Annotated in this window: 14 protein-coding genes; 6 read left to right on the top strand and 8 right to left on the bottom strand. The window is 72.2% G+C overall.

Annotated features, from left to right (window positions below; translation table 11 throughout):
* Positions 1 to 8 precede the first annotated feature (8 nt).
* From BMY97_RS00155 to mgtA, 4 genes are read right to left on the bottom strand one after another with little or no spacing between them, the layout of a single operon-like run.
* A complete protein-coding gene (locus BMY97_RS00155) occupies positions 9 to 1,340 on the bottom strand; it encodes an ABC transporter ATP-binding protein (RefSeq protein ID WP_091610708.1) in 1,332 nt (443 codons plus the stop codon).
* Between the two features lie 17 nt (positions 1,341 to 1,357).
* Positions 1,358 to 3,097, bottom strand: coding sequence for an ABC transporter permease (locus tag BMY97_RS00150; RefSeq protein ID WP_091610705.1), 1,740 nt, complete (start codon positions 3,095 to 3,097; stop codon positions 1,358 to 1,360).
* Positions 3,098 to 3,102: 5 nt separating this feature from the next.
* Positions 3,103 to 3,825, bottom strand: a complete 723-nt coding sequence (locus tag BMY97_RS00145) for an MgtC/SapB family protein (protein ID WP_091610702.1) — start codon at positions 3,823 to 3,825, stop codon at positions 3,103 to 3,105.
* Between the two features lie 50 nt (positions 3,826 to 3,875).
* Positions 3,876 to 6,482, bottom strand: coding sequence for a magnesium-translocating P-type ATPase (mgtA, locus tag BMY97_RS00140; protein ID WP_091610700.1), 2,607 nt, complete (start codon positions 6,480 to 6,482; stop codon positions 3,876 to 3,878).
* A gap of 281 nt (positions 6,483 to 6,763) precedes the next feature.
* On the opposite strand from mgtA, the gene BMY97_RS00135 reads away from it, so the two are divergent.
* Both BMY97_RS00135 and BMY97_RS00130 read left to right on the top strand, forming a co-directional pair.
* Positions 6,764 to 7,141: an ArsR/SmtB family transcription factor gene (locus tag BMY97_RS00135; protein WP_177231110.1), complete on the top strand. Its 378-nt coding sequence runs from the start codon at positions 6,764 to 6,766 to the stop codon at positions 7,139 to 7,141.
* Positions 7,142 to 7,237: 96 nt separating this feature from the next.
* Entirely contained in the window at positions 7,238 to 8,008 is a 771-nt protein-coding gene (locus BMY97_RS00130) for a hypothetical protein (RefSeq protein ID WP_091610697.1), read from the top strand.
* A gap of 12 nt (positions 8,009 to 8,020) precedes the next feature.
* Here BMY97_RS00130 and BMY97_RS46755 read toward each other — a convergent pair whose 3' ends face one another.
* The 3 genes from BMY97_RS46755 to BMY97_RS00115 form a co-directional block, all read right to left on the bottom strand.
* Entirely contained in the window at positions 8,021 to 8,560 is a 540-nt protein-coding gene (locus tag BMY97_RS46755) for a hypothetical protein (protein WP_245787138.1), read from the bottom strand.
* 2 nt (positions 8,561 to 8,562) lie between these two features.
* Positions 8,563 to 9,294 carry a 2OG-Fe(II) oxygenase gene (locus BMY97_RS00120; protein WP_091610694.1) on the bottom strand — a complete coding sequence of 244 codons (732 nt, stop codon included), beginning with the start codon at positions 9,292 to 9,294 and terminating at the stop codon, positions 8,563 to 8,565.
* A 63-nt stretch (positions 9,295 to 9,357) separates the two neighbouring features.
* The gene (locus BMY97_RS00115) at positions 9,358 to 10,410 is read right to left on the bottom strand and encodes an isocitrate lyase/phosphoenolpyruvate mutase family protein (protein WP_177231108.1); all 1,053 of its coding nucleotides are present in this window, start codon (positions 10,408 to 10,410) and stop codon (positions 9,358 to 9,360) included.
* A 105-nt stretch (positions 10,411 to 10,515) separates the two neighbouring features.
* Here BMY97_RS00115 and BMY97_RS00110 point away from each other — a divergent pair, with 105 nt between their 5' ends.
* Entirely contained in the window at positions 10,516 to 10,980 is a 465-nt protein-coding gene (locus BMY97_RS00110; protein WP_091610691.1) for a very short patch repair endonuclease, read from the top strand.
* Positions 10,977 to 11,582 carry a methylated-DNA--[protein]-cysteine S-methyltransferase gene (locus tag BMY97_RS00105; RefSeq protein WP_091610689.1) on the top strand — a complete coding sequence of 202 codons (606 nt, stop codon included), beginning with the start codon at positions 10,977 to 10,979 and terminating at the stop codon, positions 11,580 to 11,582. Before BMY97_RS00110 ends, BMY97_RS00105 begins: the two co-directional genes overlap by 4 nt.
* Before the next feature lie 42 nt (positions 11,583 to 11,624).
* On the opposite strand, the gene BMY97_RS00100 is transcribed toward BMY97_RS00105, so the two are convergent.
* On the bottom strand, positions 11,625 to 12,029 hold the full coding sequence (locus tag BMY97_RS00100; protein WP_091610686.1) for an ArsR/SmtB family transcription factor: 405 nt from the start codon (positions 12,027 to 12,029) through the stop codon (positions 11,625 to 11,627).
* Between the two features lie 206 nt (positions 12,030 to 12,235).
* On the opposite strand from BMY97_RS00100, the gene BMY97_RS00095 reads away from it, so the two are divergent.
* Together BMY97_RS00095 and arsB are read left to right on the top strand one after the other, a co-directional pair.
* Positions 12,236 to 12,595 carry an arsenate reductase/protein-tyrosine-phosphatase family protein gene (locus tag BMY97_RS00095; protein ID WP_425425221.1) on the top strand — a complete coding sequence of 120 codons (360 nt, stop codon included), beginning with the start codon at positions 12,236 to 12,238 and terminating at the stop codon, positions 12,593 to 12,595.
* On the top strand, positions 12,592 to 13,683 hold the full coding sequence (gene arsB, locus BMY97_RS00090; RefSeq protein ID WP_091610681.1) for an ACR3 family arsenite efflux transporter: 1,092 nt from the start codon (positions 12,592 to 12,594) through the stop codon (positions 13,681 to 13,683). Before BMY97_RS00095 ends, arsB begins: the two co-directional genes overlap by 4 nt.
* Positions 13,684 to 13,685: the final 2 nt, after the last annotated feature.

Here is a 13,685-nt window from a genome sequence, read left to right as displayed (position 1 = left end):
GCCGGGCTTCAGGCAGTCGTGACGGCCGGCGCGGTCCGGTGGGCCGGGTCGAGGGTGATCTGGCCGGCGTCGGTGTCGTAGTCGAACAGCTCGCCGTAGCGGCCCCAGTCGATGGCGGTGTCGAGTTGCTGGCGGGCGTCGTCGGTGGAGAAGCCGCGGCGGAGCAGGTCGAGGAAGAACGCGGCCCGCAGGGTGCCGTCGGCGCTGGCGGCCAGTGCCTTGTAGATGGTCCGCACCAGCGGCGCGCGGTGGCGGGCCTGCTCGGCGAAGATCTTCTTGCTGTCCTGGATGTCGGCGGTGGTGAACGCGGTGCCCATCGGCGTGAGGTTGAGGTCGGCGCCGGCGACGAACAGGAAGTCGAGCATGGCGGCCGCGTCGACCAGGGGCAGCAGGTCGTCGATCTCGAAGCTCAGCTCGGCGGCGATGTCGGGCAGGTCGACGCGCCCGCCCTGGGCGTAGACGATCTCGACCAGCCCGGCCAGCCCGCCGACGGACGCGATCGGCAGCGGCCGCGCGGTGGGCGTGGCCTCGGTGGGCTCGGGCACGACGTGGTCGGGCTCGCGGCCGGTGAGCAGGTCGTAGAGCCGGTCGACCAGCGCCGCGAACGCCGGGGCGCGCCGGTCGCGCGGGCGCGCCAGGCCGACCTCGACCTCGGCGCTGATGTGGCCGGGGTTGGCGCCGAGCACGATCACCCGGTCGGCGAGCAGCACGGCCTCTTCGATGTTGTGCGTGACGATGCAGATTCCCTTGGTGGGGAAGCGTTCGCCGTCCCACAGGCGCATCAGCTCGGAGCGCAGGTTCTCCGCGGTGAGCACGTCGAGCGCGGAGAACGGCTCGTCCATCAGCAGCAGGTCCGGCTCCAGCACGAGCGCCCGCGCGAAGCCGACACGCTGGCGCATGCCGCCGGACAACTCCTTGGGGTAGGCGGATTCGAAGCCGTCCAGGCCGATCATGTCGATGGCCTTCAGCGCGCGTTCGCGCCGCTGGGCCGGGGGCACGCCCTGAGCGGCGAGGCCGAGTTCGACGTTGTCCTGCACGGTCAGCCACGGCATCAGCGCGAACGACTGGAACACCATGGCGGTGCCGGGGTTGGCGCCGTTCAGCTCGGTCCCGCGGTAGCGGACGCTGCCGCTGGTGGGCCCGATCAGCCCGGCGATGGTGCGCAGCAGGGTCGACTTGCCGGAGCCGGACCGGCCGAGCAGCGCGACGATCTCGCCGGCGCGCAGGTCGAGGGAGATGGCGTCGAGGACGCGCAGCTCGTCCCCGGCGGTGCCGGGGAAGCTCTTGGACACCTTCTCGACGCTGACGAGGACGTCGCCGGTGTGCGTGGTGGTGGACATCAGGATTCCTCCGGGGATCAGGTGAGGGAGAAGCGGCGCTCGGCCAGTGCGTAGAGACGGCGCCAGAACAGCCGGTTGAGGCCGACGACGTAGAGGCTCATCACCGCGACGCCGATCAGGATCTGCGCGGCGTTGCCCGAGCCGGTGGCGTCCTTGATGTACGCCCCGAGGCCGGTCGCGGTGAGCGTGGTGCCGTGGTAGGAAACGACTTCGGCGACGATCGAGGCGTTCCAGGCGCCGCCCGCCGCGGTGATGCCGCCGGTGACGTAGCCGGGGAAGATCGCGGGCAGGATCAGCTTGCGCCACCACAGCTTCCGCGGCAGCCGCAGGCTCGACGCGGCCTCGCGCAGGTCGTTCGGGATGGCGCTGGCGCCCGCGATGACGTTGAACAGGATGTACCACTGCGCGCCGAGCGCCATCAGCAGGATGCCGCCCCAGTCCAGGCTGATCCCGGTGGCCAGCAGGACCCCGGTGACCAACGGGAACAGGAAGTTCGCCGGGAAGCTCGCCAGCACCTGCACCACCGGTTGCGCCAGGCGGGAAACCCGGGGGTTCAGCCCGATCCAGACCCCGACCGGCACCCAGACCAGCGTCGCGGCCGCGACCAGCACGAGCACCCGGGCGAACGTGATCAGCCCCAGCCAGAGCGCGTGCCCGACCTCGCCGAACCCGGAGGTGCCCGCGATGAACGTGACCATCCGGACCAGCCCGTACGTGATCAGCGCGAGCACGGCGACGGCGAACACCACGTCCCCGGCGCGGCGCCGCACCGGCGAGGTCCGCAGCGGGTGCTCGGCCAGCCCGAACCAGGCCATGATCCGGTCGAGCGGGAACACCAGCCGGCCGAAGACCCGGCCGAGGAACGCCGGGATGCGGGAACGCCGCAGCAGCGTGAGCGTGACGCTTCGGGGCGCTTCGGCGGCCTCGGAGTCTTCGACGCGGAAGCGCTCGGCCCACGCCGTGAGCGGGCGCCAGAACAGCACGTTCACCCCGACCACCAGCACGATCATCACGACGATTGCCAGCAGCACCTTGCCGAGGTCGCCCTCGTCGGTGGCGGTCGCGACGTACGCGCCGATGCCGGGCAGCGCGTAATTGTGGTTGTCGACGCTGAGCGCTTCGGACGCGGTGAGGAAGAACCAGCCGCCGCCGAAGCTCATCATCCCGTTCCAGACCAGCCCGATCATCCCGCCGGGCGCGTCGACCCGCCAGAACCGCTGCCACCGCGAAAGCCGCAGCAGCCGGGACGCCTCGTCGAGGTCCCGCGGCTGCGACACCAGCGAGTGGTAGAACGCGAAGGTCATGTTCCAGGCCTGCGACGTGAAGATCGCGAAGATCGACGCGGCCTCCAGGCCGAGCTGCGAGCCCGGGAACAGCGCGATGAAACCGGTGATCGTCACCGAGAGGAACCCGAGGATCGGCACTGACTGCAGGATGTCCAGCAGCGGGATCAGCACCTTCTCCGCGCGCCGCAGCCGGGCCGCGGCGGTGGCGTAGACGAAGGTGAACAGCACCGAGAGCCCCAGCGCGACGAACATCCGCAACAGGGAACGTCCGGCGTAGTAGGGAAGTTCGGCCGGATCGGTGGACACTGTGGACGGTGCGGTGGCCTCGTTCCACGGCGCCGCCGTGCCGTGCGCGAGCCGGACGACCAGCCACAGCAGCACGGCCGCGCCGAGGAACACCAGCACGTCGGCGGCACCGCGCCCGGGCCGGGCCAGCGCCCCGCGGGTGGGGAAGGTGCGAAGCAGGGACATCGGGCTCAGCTCTCGTCGTCGCGGCCGGTGAACGTCTCGGTCTCCCAGCGCACACTGGTCACCGACGGCTCCATGGACAGCCGGCTGACCGCCGACTCCATCTGCTTGTCGTCACGCTGGTCGGCCGACATTTCGGCGCGGACCTCGACCCGGCCGCTGCCCGCGCCGCCGGCGTTGACGCTGGTCACCGAGCGCAGCGCGAAGTCGGTGCGGGTCAGCGCCTGCACCAGCAGGCTGCGCACGTGTGCCTCGGCCTCGTCGGTGGTCACGGCCAGGAAGGTGTAGGACGCCGGGGTTTCGGTGCCGGTGTCCGGGCGGCGGTCCACCACGCGGCCCAGCGGGCGCAGCGCGACGTTGACGGCGACCACGACCACCGTGCCCGCCACCGCGATCCAGTAGAGCCCGGCCCCGCACAACGAGCCCACCGCGGCCGAGCACCACAGTGTCGCGGCGGTGTTCAGGCCGCGCACGGTCAGGCCCTCACGCAGGATCACGCCGGCGCCGAGGAACCCGATCCCGGACACGATCTGCGCGGCCACGCGGGTCGGATCGGCGGCGGCGCCGGTGAAGCCGTGCGCCGAAAGCAACACGAACAAGGTGGCGCCGGCGGCCACCAGCGCGTTGGTCCGCAGCCCGGCCATCCGGGCGCGGTACTGCCGCTCGAATCCGATCACCGTGCCGAGCCCCACGCCGCTTCCCAGGCGCAGCAGCATCTCCGCAGTCGTCATCTGCGCTCTCACTTCTCTTCGGAGGTTTGTCTATTTCGGACGGTGCTGGGTCACCACAACGCGGGGGCGCGGCGGGCGTACCACCGTTTCGCCAGCAGCGCTGCCAGCCCGTAACCGGCCAGCACGAGCACCAGCCACACCAGGTAGCCGCCGGGCAGCGGGTGCATCATCAGCCCCTCGGCCAACGGCGAAAGCGGCAGCAGGAGCCCGGCCAGCCCGGCCGTGACGGCGGCGAGCACCAGCGGGCGGGACGGGCGGCCCCGGCCACGAAGGACGAGCACGACGACCAGCTGCGAGAGCAGGCCTTCGACGAACCAGCCGGTCTGGAACAGCAGCGGTTCCGAGCCCACGTCGAACACCCACCACAGCACCGCGAAGGTGGAGAGGTCGAAGATCGAGCTGAGCGGCCCGAACACGAGCATGAACCGGGTCAGCCCCCGCGCGTCCCAGCGCCGCGGCCGCCGCAGGTAGGCCTCGTCGACGCGGTCCCAGGCCAGTGCGATCTGGGCGGCGTCGTAGAGCAGGTTCGCCACCATCAGCTGAATCGGCAGGATCGGGAGGAAGGGCAGGAACGCGCTCGCCGCGAGCACGGTCAGCACGTTGCCGAAGTTCGAGCTGGCCGTGATGTTGACGTACTTCTGCGTGTTGCCCAGCGTCCGGCGGCCCTCGACCACCCCGCGCGCGAGCACGCCGAGGTCGCGGTCCAGCAGCACGAGGTCGGCCGCGTCCTTGGCCACGTCGGTCGCGGTGTCCGGGGCGATGCCGACGTCGGCGGTGCGCAGCGCGGTGACGTCGTTGACGCCGTCGCCGACGAACCCGACCGCGCGGCCGTTCGCGCGCAGGGTCGCGACGAGGCGCGCCTTGTGCGCCGGGGTGAGCTTCGCGAAGACGGTGGTGCGCTCGACGAGCACCCGCAGGTCGGCCTCGTCGGCGCGGTCGACCTGCCGGCCGAGCACGACCTCGCCGACGGGCACGCCGACCTGGGCCGCGACCTGCGTGGCGACGTGCGGGTTGTCGCCGGTGAGGATCTTGACCGTCACCCCGTGCTCGTCCAGCGCGCGCACCGCGGTGGCCGCGCGGTCCCGGACCGGGTCGACGAACCCGACGAATCCCACCAGCACCAGCTCGTTTTCGTCGCGGGCGTCGTAGCCGTCGAGCCGGGTCCGGAACTCGCGTGCCGCCACGGCGAGGATGCGCATGCCGTGCTGGGCGTAGGCGCGCACGAGGTCGGCCGCGGCCGCGCGGGCGTCCGCGGTCAGCTCGACGACCTCGCCGTCGCGGCGGGCGTGCGAGCAGCGCGGCAGGATCTCGTCCGGATCCCCTTTGCAGATCAGGATTTCCTGGTCGACGGGGCGGCTCACGACCACGGTGGCCCGGCGCCGGTCGTGGTCGAAGGCGATCTCGGCGACCTTGCTGAACATCGCCTCGGTGACCAGGTCCTCGTCCTCGTCGGCGAGCTGGGCGGCGATCGCCTCGTCGAGCCGGTCGTGCCGGTCGGCCTGGAAGTGCACGGCCAGGTAGGCGTACTCGGCCGCCTCGCCGTCCGGACGGCCGGACAGGTCGATGCTGTGCGCGTACGCGACCCGGTCTTCGGTGAGCGTGCCGGTCTTGTCCACGCACAGCACGTCCATCGCGGCGAGGTCCTGGATCGCGTTGAGCCGCTTGACGATCACCCGCCGCCGCGAAAGCCGGACCGCGCCGCGGGCCAGGTTCGTCGTGACGATCACCGGCAGCATCTCCGGCGTCAGCCCGACCGCGACGGCCGCGGCGAACATGCCCGCCTGCGCCCAGTTCCCGGTGACCACCCCGTTGACGACCAGCACGATCGGCACCATCACCAGCATGAACCGGATCAGCGTCCAGCCGACCCGCCGCACGCCGAGGTCGAAGCTCGATTCCCCGCGTGGCGCGGCGGTCTGCGCGGCCAGCGAGCCGAAGTAGGTGCCGGCGCCGGTCGCGATCACCACCGCGGTCGCGGCGCCGCCGACCACCGCCGTGCCGGCGAATCCCAGCGCCGGCGAGTCGATCAGCTCCGGCCGCGGGCCACGCCGGGGCCGTTCGGCCGGCGGCAGCCGCTTCGCGACCGGCAGCGCCTCCCCGGACAACGCCGACTGGTCCACGACCAGGTCGCCCGCCGCGACCACGCGCACGTCCGCGGGCATCACGTCGCCGGGCCCCAGCCGGACGACGTCGCCGGGCACCAGGTCGGCGGTCGGCACTTCCCGCTCCAGTGCGGGAAACCCGTCGCCGGCCCGTCGGCGCACCGTCACGGTGGTGCTCACCTGGGCCCGCAGCGCCCGCACAGCGCGCTCGGAACGGGTGTGCTGCCAGAAGCGCAGCCCCACGCTCAGCACCACCATCACGCTCACGGTGACCGCGCCGCGCAGGTCCCCGACCACGGCGAACACCACACCGAGCCCGGTCAGCAGCGCGACGAACGGGCTGCGCACCGCCGCCCAGGCCTGGCCGGGCAGCCCGAGCGGGGCCGCGCCTTCGACCTGGTTGTCGCCGTACCGCCGCAACCGGTCGGCCGCCTCGGACTCGGTCAGCCCTTTGGGCGTGCTGGCGAGCCGCTGGAAAACGGTGAGCACCGGGGCGTCGGCGAGCGCGGCCGGCGACACCTCGCCGGGGGCCGGGAGCGTGGAGAAACGGGTCATCAGGGGGTCCTGTCCGTGGAGGCCGAAGCTGTGACGACAGCGGCATCGACCACGCGGACCCGGCCTACCCCGGTGCGAGCCGGGAAGGCTGGTGATCCGCGCGATCGCGACTACTACTTCCTTCGCCGGTCACCCGGCTCACCTCCCTTCACACGACGACTCGCCGGTCCCCGCCGGGACCGCCGGGCTCCAGTAGAGCGCACCCGGTCCGTAACAGTCAAACACTTGTACAAGTATTGGTCGTACGTCACGCTACGGGGGAGACCCGAGAGGATGGACCCGTGCCCACCCCCACCCCGCCCGACCCGCTCCCACCCGAGCCGGTGCTGCCGGAGCAGCTGACGCCCGATCTGCTCCAGGACGCCGCCGGCACGTTCGCCCTGCTCTCGGCCACCGTCCGGCTGCACATCCTGTGGCTGCTGGCCACCGGTGAACGCGACGTCGGCACCCTCGCCGAGGACACCGGCCAGAGCGTGGCCACGGTCAGCCACCACCTGGCCAAGCTGAAGCTGGCCGGGCTGGTCAGCTCACGGCGGGCCGGCAAGCGGCAGATCTACCTCGCCGAAGACCCGCTGGTCGCGGACATCGTCCAGCTCGCGATCCGCCACCGCGTCGAGGCGCGTGAAGCCCCTCGTCGCCGCCGGGCCCGGGGAGCGTGAGCACGGCCGCAAGCGGTCAACGGGGACCCCTCCCCGGCGCGCTGTCCTAGGTTTGTTCGCCTGGCCGGGTGATCAGCGGGGAGAGCGGAGCGCGTGATGAAGTTGTCGCCGCGAGACGAGATCCGGCTGTGGCAGAAAGCGGTGAAGCTGACGCGCGAAGCCGAGGCGGTGTGGGCGGTCCGGGGCCCGCGCGGTTTCACCGGCCGGCGGGACAGCGCCCGGTTCATGCGCGTCGCGCTCCGGGCGGAGACCGCGTTGTTCCGCCTCGCCTGTGTTGATGTGGACGATCTCGGCCCGCGTTTCGCGTACGGCACGATCCTGAGCCGGCGCTCGGCGACCAGCCTGCAAGCCGAGGGATGGATGCTCGCCCGCAGCGCGCTCGCCGGTGCGCGGGGCGCGCTGTGGGCCTTCGACCGGTCCGGGATCAGCGTCGGCGAGCCCGATCGGATCCGGTCGCTGGCGGAGGCGCCGCCGGTCGAGTTCCCGCTCCTGACGAAGGACGGCGTGAACGGGATCGTCCACGGGGACGACCGGCTCGCCTCGGCCGCGAACGCCCGGCTCGAACTGGCCGACCGGCTGGTGCGGTTCGGGCCGAGCCCGGGCCGGGACGAGCTGACCCCGGAGGTGCTGGACGCGACTTTCCGCGTCCGCGACCCGATCGGCGCCGTCGAGCAGTCGCTGGCGGAGAAGTGCCGCGTCGCCTCGTGCCGCGGTCACGGCCCGGAGGCCGAGGCCCGGATCCTGGTGGCGGAGGCGGAACTCGTGTACCGGGTGCTCGCCGATCTGGGCGGCCGGTACGGGCCCGACGACCTGAAGACGGCCAGGGAACGGGGCGCGCTGGTGCTGAAGCAGCTTCCGCTCCGCTGAGCCGCGTCTCGCCTAGCCGGTGGCCCACGGCCGGAGCAGGGTCCGCTGGACTGTCCACAAACGACCGTCCGGGTAGGCTCCGCGCAGTCCGTCGAAGGTGCCGATCCCGCCCAGTGCGATCAGCTCGGGGTCGGCCAGCGGCGTGGTGGCGAACGTGCGGGCCGGCGACCACGCGGTCGACGTCACGAGCCTGCGGCCCATCGCCGCCCAGCCGGGCACCGTCGCGGCGACCAGCCACACGTCCGGCTCCGGCGCGGCGAACCGGCGTGCCGGGCGGAGCCACGAGGCGGCGGTCTCCGGCCAGCGGACCGTGGCCAGCACCGTGCCACCGTCCTCGGCCCAGGCCGCGGCGAGCAGCTCCCCGTTCGCCCGGGAAATCGCGTCCGACGCGGTGCCCACCACCGCGCTCACCGGCGCGGGCCGCACCGCGCGGGCCGCGCCGACGAGTGCCGCCAGTTCGTCGTCTCCGCACAGTCGCGCCGCGGGAGTACGGGCAGGCGGGCGTTGCGGGAGCGGGGAAAAGCCCGCCGGGACGACGCTGCGGCACGGCACCGTCAAGCCGCATCGTGGAAGACCAGGCCCAGCGTGTGCCGCATCCCGCTGTGTACCACGGAAACGCCGTGCCGGACCGGTCCCTTCGACCAGCCCCGCGCCGAGCGCACCGGCTTTTCGCGGGTGGTGAAGGCCAGCCCGTGCCCCTGCGGGATGAGCGTCGCGGTGCCCCGTGACTGTGCTCGCGGGCGCTGCTCGGTCAGCAGGAACTCGCCGCCGGTGTGGTCGGTGCCGGGTTCGTTCAGGTTCACCACCACCTGCAGCGGGAAGACCTTGTCCCCGTACAGATCGCGGTGCAGCGCGTTCCAGCCGCCCGGCTCGTACCGCAGCAGGATCGGGGTCGGCTTGGCCTGTCCCGCGCGGTGGCAGACCTCGAGCCACTCCTCGAGGGTCTCGGGCCACTCGGCCTCCCACCGGAGCTTCTCGGACCATTCCCGGGCGATCGGCAGGAGCCGCGGGTACAGGGCTTCGCGCAGCGCCCGTACCGGCTCGGGGAACGGCTCGCGGAAGTACTGGTAGTCACCATGATCGCCGAACCGGTGGCGGCGCAGGTTGACCGTCGCGCGGAACCGGTCCGGCTCGTCCCACAGGGCGACGATCTGCCGGCACTCCGCCGGCGTCAGCAGTCGTGGGAGCAGGGCGCAGCCGACGTCGTCCAGCCCGGTCTTGACCGCGCCCCAATCGGCCGTGCCCACGCGCTCGGCGTAATGGTTCCGCGTTGTTGCCGTAGTCATCCGGTGAAGCTCCTTCGTCGGGGTCTCACCAGGTAGACGGTGGCTGCCGCCGAAACGTGAGGATCAGGGGGCCACGTCGTAGACCTCGACCGTCCGGCTCTCCAGCAGGGGCACGATCCGCCCGAGGACCAGCTCCGTGAAATGGTCCGTTTCCCGATGCTGGGCAAGGGCTTCACGCGAGGCGTAGCGCTCCAGCAGGATCACCTCGCCGGCACCGCGGTAGACAGCGAAGGCGAGGTTGCCGGGCTCGGACCGCGTGGCCGTGATGAGCCGGGCGAGCAGCTCGTCGACCTGCTCTTCGTTGCCGGGGATCACCTGGTAACGGGCGATCAGCTGAATCTCGGGCACGGGAGCCGCGCGGTTGTACCCGGTCAGCTGTTCCTGCATCCGCTGGTAATCGAGGGCGGGCGGGACCGGAAGCCCGTCCCGTACGGCGCGAGCCGCCTCGACTGCGGCGTTCAGCGCGGCCCGGTAGGGCAGGGACCCGGTGCTCACTCGGCGGACGCCGAGCCGCCCCAGCGCGTGCACGCTGAGCCCGGGCACCGGCAGGGTGTTCACCGGCACGGACAGGGTTTCCGCGAGCTCCCGCAGCAGGGCGGGGTCGGTCGCGCCGGGGACGAAGACCCCGTCCGCGCCGGCCCGCGCGTACGCCGCCGCGCGTTCGAGGGTCGGCGCCGGCTCGGCGTCCTGACGCAGCCAGTAGGTGTCGACCCGCGCGTTCACGAACAGTCCCGGGCTCCGCCGCTTGACCTCCGCGACCTTGGCGGCCAGCAGCTCCGGGGCGACCAGCCGCTCCGCGGTGCTGTCCTCGATGTTGATCCCGGCCACGGCGAGCTGCTCGACGTACCCGGCCACTTCGGCCGGATCGTCGGAGTAGCCGTCCTCGACGTCGACGCTCACGTACACCGGCAGGTCACGCAGAGCCCGCGCCAGCGCCAGGTTCGCTTCCCGGCTCGCGCGGCCGCCGTCCGGGCTCCCCTGGCTCGAAGCGACCCCGAAGCTCGTGGTCCCGATGGCGGGGAAGCCCTCCGCGACCAGGGCCAGTGCGGAGGGCACGTCCCAGGCGTTGGGCAGCACCAGCGGTTCGGGGCCCTGGTGCAGTTCGGCGAAAGTCATGTGGCTCCTCGGTTTCCGGCCCGGCCGGGGCGATGGGGACGAGTGTGCCATCAAGCGTCAAGCACTTCGACCTCACATCCCGGCGGTCGCCGTCGTCTACGGGGTATGACGGGAAAGCCCACCGAGGACACCGAGTCGTGGGCTTCGACGCCCGCGGTGCGGCGGTCCATGCAAGGAAACCGTTCCCGCGACACGAATCCCGAACTCGCCCTCCGGCGGCTGGTGCACGCGGCCGGGCTCCGTTACCGCGTCGACGCCCGGCCGGTGGCCGCGCTCCGGCGGCGGGCGGACCTCGTGTTCACCCGGGCGAAGGTCGCGGTGTTCGTCGACGGCTGCTTCTGGCACGGCTGCGAGCAGCACTACACCGAGCCGGTCACCCATCGGCCTTACTGGGCCGAGAAGATCGGGACGAATCGCGCCCGCGACGAAGACACGACCGAACGGCTGCGAGAAGCGGGCTGGGCGGTCCTGCGCGTCTGGGAGCACGAGGCCCCGGACGCCGCCGCGGCCCGCGTGGTCGCCGCCGTGCGAACGGGCGGCAACCCACCACCGAAGGAAGGCATCACATGACGCTCGTCGATCGAGGATCCCCAGTACCGTCCGATGTGGACGACGAAGTGCTGGATTCCCTGCACACCAAGCTGACCGGGCAGGCACAGGCCGAGGGCGTCCTCGACCTCGCCTACCGCACCGTCGACTCGCCGGTCGGACGGCTGCTGCTGGCGGCCACCGCCGAAGGGCTCGTGCGGGTGGCGTTCGAGGGCGAGGACCACGACGCCGTGCTGGAGTCGCTGGCCGCCGCGGTCAGCCCGCGGGTGCTCGCGGCCCCGGGCCGGCTCGACCCGGTCGCCCGGGAGCTGGACGAGTACTTCGCGGGCGACCGGCGCCGGTTCGGGGTCCCGGTCGACCTCCGGCTGGCGAAGGGCTTCCGGCGTTCGGTCCTCGACCGGCTGAACGACATTCCGTTCGGCCGCACGCGAAGTTACGCGGAGGTGGCGGCGGCCGCGGGCAGCCCTCGCGCGGTGCGGGCGGCGGGCACCGCGTGCGCCACCAACCCGGTGCCGCTGGTCGTCCCCTGCCACCGGGTCGTCCGGTCGGACGGGGCCGCCGGGCGTTATCGGGGCGGTGAAGCGGCGAAGCTGACGTTGCTCGCGATGGAGGGCGCGCGCTGACCGGCCGGCCGGCAAGCCTTCAGGACGAGACCAGGTCGGAGCTCAGCGACGGCCAGTGTCGGTCATGGGGGCGTGCCGGTCGGCGAGCGGGCCGCCGGGGCGCAGCAGTGCTTCGAGTCGGCCGAGGGATTCGGGGATGAGGCTGTACCAGCTCCAGGTGCCGCGGCGCTCGCGGGCGAGGATGCCGGCGGTGACGAGCACCCGCAGGTGGTGGCTGAGCGAGGGCTGAGGCATGTCGAAGTCCTCGGCGAGGTCGCAGAAGCAGGCCTCCCCGCCGGGTGAGTGGCGGATCAGCGACACGAGCCGGATCCGGACCGGGTCGGACAGGGCCTTGAACAGCTTCGCCGCCGACTCCGCCTCGTCCCCGCCGATGACCGCGGCGGGTTCGGCGAGCAGCAGCGTCACCGCGGCCGGCTCCCGCCGGGTGTGGCCGTGCGCGGTCGCCATCGGTCCTCCTCCATCTATCCCAGGTGTCCGATGATAGTAGCTGCTGGATTGACAAACATCGATTCAATGGGTTCACTTGAATCGACAGAGTTCGATCCAGCCGGTGTCGTCCGTTCCCGGGCTTTCCTTCTGCTGAAAGGACCGCTGCCGTGATCCGCATCCCGGAGGTGCTGTTCGTGTGCGTGCACAACGCCGGCCGGTCCCAGATGGCCGCCGCGTTGCTGCAGCACCACGCCCTCGGCCGCGTCGCCGTGCGCTCCGCGGGCTCCGAGCCCGCGGACCGGGTCAACCCGGCCGCCGCGCAGGCGCTGGCCGAGTGGGGCCTGGACATCACCGCGGAGATCCCCAGCGCGCTCTCCACTGGCGACGTCGAGGCCGCGGACGTCGTGATCACCATGGGCTGTGGCGACACCTGCCCGGTCTTCCCGGGGAAGCGGTACCTGGACTGGCCGCTGGAGGACCCGGCCGGGCAGGGCGTCGAGGCGGTGCGCCCGATCCGCGACGAGATCGACCGCCTGGTCCGGGGTCTGCTCGCCGGACTGCTCGACGCCCCCGGGCCCCGATGAACCCGGAGTCGACGCCCGTGGCCTCGGCCGATGGCGACGTGCTGCGCAAACTGCCGTTCCTGGACCGGTTCCTGCCGGTGTGGACCCTCGTGGCGATGGCGGCCGGGCTGCTGCTGGGCAGCGCCGTGCCCGGGCTGCAGACCGTGCTGGACGCGGTCAGGATCGGGCCGGTGTCGCTGCCCATCGCGCTGGGGCTGCTGCTGATGATGTACCCGGTGCTGGCGAAGGTCCGCTACGACCGGCTCGGCACCGTCACCCGCGACCGGCGCACGATGGTGCTGTCGCTGGTGCTGAACTGGGTGCTGGGCCCGGCGCTGATGTTCGCGCTGGCGTGGCTGCTGCTGCCGGACCTGCCCGGGTACCGCACCGGGCTGATCATCGTCGGGCTGGCCCGGTGCATCGCGATGGTGATCATCTGGAACGACCTGGCCTGCGGTGACCGTGAAGCCGCCGCGGTGCTGGTCGCGCTGAACTCGGTGTTCCAGGTGGTCATGTTCGGCGTGCTGGGCTGGTTCTACCTCGACCTGCTGCCGTCCTGGCTCGGCCTGCAGGGCCAGGACATCAGCTTCTCCCCGTGGGAGATCGCGCGGTCGGTGGTGATCTTCCTCGGGATCCCGCTCGTGGCCGGGTACCTGTCACGCCGGATCGGGGAACGCGTCAAGGGACGGCAGTGGTACGAGGGGAAGTTCCTGCCCAGGATCGGGCCGGTCGCGTTGTACGGCCTGCTGTTCACCATCGTCATGCTGTTCGCGTTGCAGGGCGGCACCATCACCTCCCGGCCGTTGGACGTCGCCCGGATCGCGCTGCCGCTGCTGGCGTATTTCGCGATCATGTGGGGTGGCGGGTATCTGCTGGGCAAGGCCTCGGGGCTGTCGTATCCACGGACGACGACGCTGGCGTTCACCGCGGCGGGCAACAACTTCGAGCTGGCGATCGCCGTCGCGATCGGCGTGTTCGGCGTGACCTCCGGCCAGGCGCTGGCCGGAGTGGTCGGCCCGCTGATCGAGGTGCCGGTGCTCGTCGGGCTCGTCTACGTGAGCCTCTGGTTGCGCACCCGCTGGGTCGAGAAGGCCCCGCCGCCGGCTTGAGG

The organism is Amycolatopsis saalfeldensis, assembly GCF_900110575.1.
Lineage (GTDB): Bacteria > Actinomycetota > Actinomycetes > Mycobacteriales > Pseudonocardiaceae > Amycolatopsis > Amycolatopsis saalfeldensis.
The sequence above is the reverse complement of the archived record's forward strand: the minus strand, read 5'-3'. Positions and strand labels throughout refer to the sequence as shown.

What these genes read in the sequence shown, in the direction of transcription:
- BMY97_RS00155 (WP_091610708.1), bottom strand. Translation starts at nt 1,340, where the DNA reads ATGTCCACCACCACGCACACCGGCGACGTCCTCGTCAGCGTCGAGAAG.
- BMY97_RS00150 (WP_091610705.1), bottom strand. Translation starts at nt 3,097, where the DNA reads ATGTCCCTGCTTCGCACCTTCCCCACCCGCGGGGCGCTGGCCCGGCCC.
- BMY97_RS00145 (WP_091610702.1), bottom strand. Translation starts at nt 3,825, where the DNA reads ATGACGACTGCGGAGATGCTGCTGCGCCTGGGAAGCGGCGTGGGGCTC.
- mgtA (WP_091610700.1), bottom strand. Translation starts at nt 6,482, where the DNA reads ATGACCCGTTTCTCCACGCTCCCGGCCCCCGGCGAGGTGTCGCCGGCC.
- BMY97_RS00130 (WP_091610697.1), top strand. Translation starts at nt 7,238, where the DNA reads ATGAAGTTGTCGCCGCGAGACGAGATCCGGCTGTGGCAGAAAGCGGTG.
- BMY97_RS00120 (WP_091610694.1), bottom strand. Translation starts at nt 9,294, where the DNA reads ATGACTACGGCAACAACGCGGAACCATTACGCCGAGCGCGTGGGCACG.
- BMY97_RS00115 (WP_177231108.1), bottom strand. Translation starts at nt 10,410, where the DNA reads ATGACTTTCGCCGAACTGCACCAGGGCCCCGAACCGCTGGTGCTGCCC.
- BMY97_RS00110 (WP_091610691.1), top strand. Translation starts at nt 10,516, where the DNA reads ATGACGGGAAAGCCCACCGAGGACACCGAGTCGTGGGCTTCGACGCCC.
- BMY97_RS00105 (WP_091610689.1), top strand. Translation starts at nt 10,977, where the DNA reads ATGACGCTCGTCGATCGAGGATCCCCAGTACCGTCCGATGTGGACGAC.
- BMY97_RS00100 (WP_091610686.1), bottom strand. Translation starts at nt 12,029, where the DNA reads ATGGCGACCGCGCACGGCCACACCCGGCGGGAGCCGGCCGCGGTGACG.
- BMY97_RS00095 (WP_425425221.1), top strand. Translation starts at nt 12,236, where the DNA reads ATGGCCGCCGCGTTGCTGCAGCACCACGCCCTCGGCCGCGTCGCCGTG.
- arsB (WP_091610681.1), top strand. Translation starts at nt 12,592, where the DNA reads ATGAACCCGGAGTCGACGCCCGTGGCCTCGGCCGATGGCGACGTGCTG.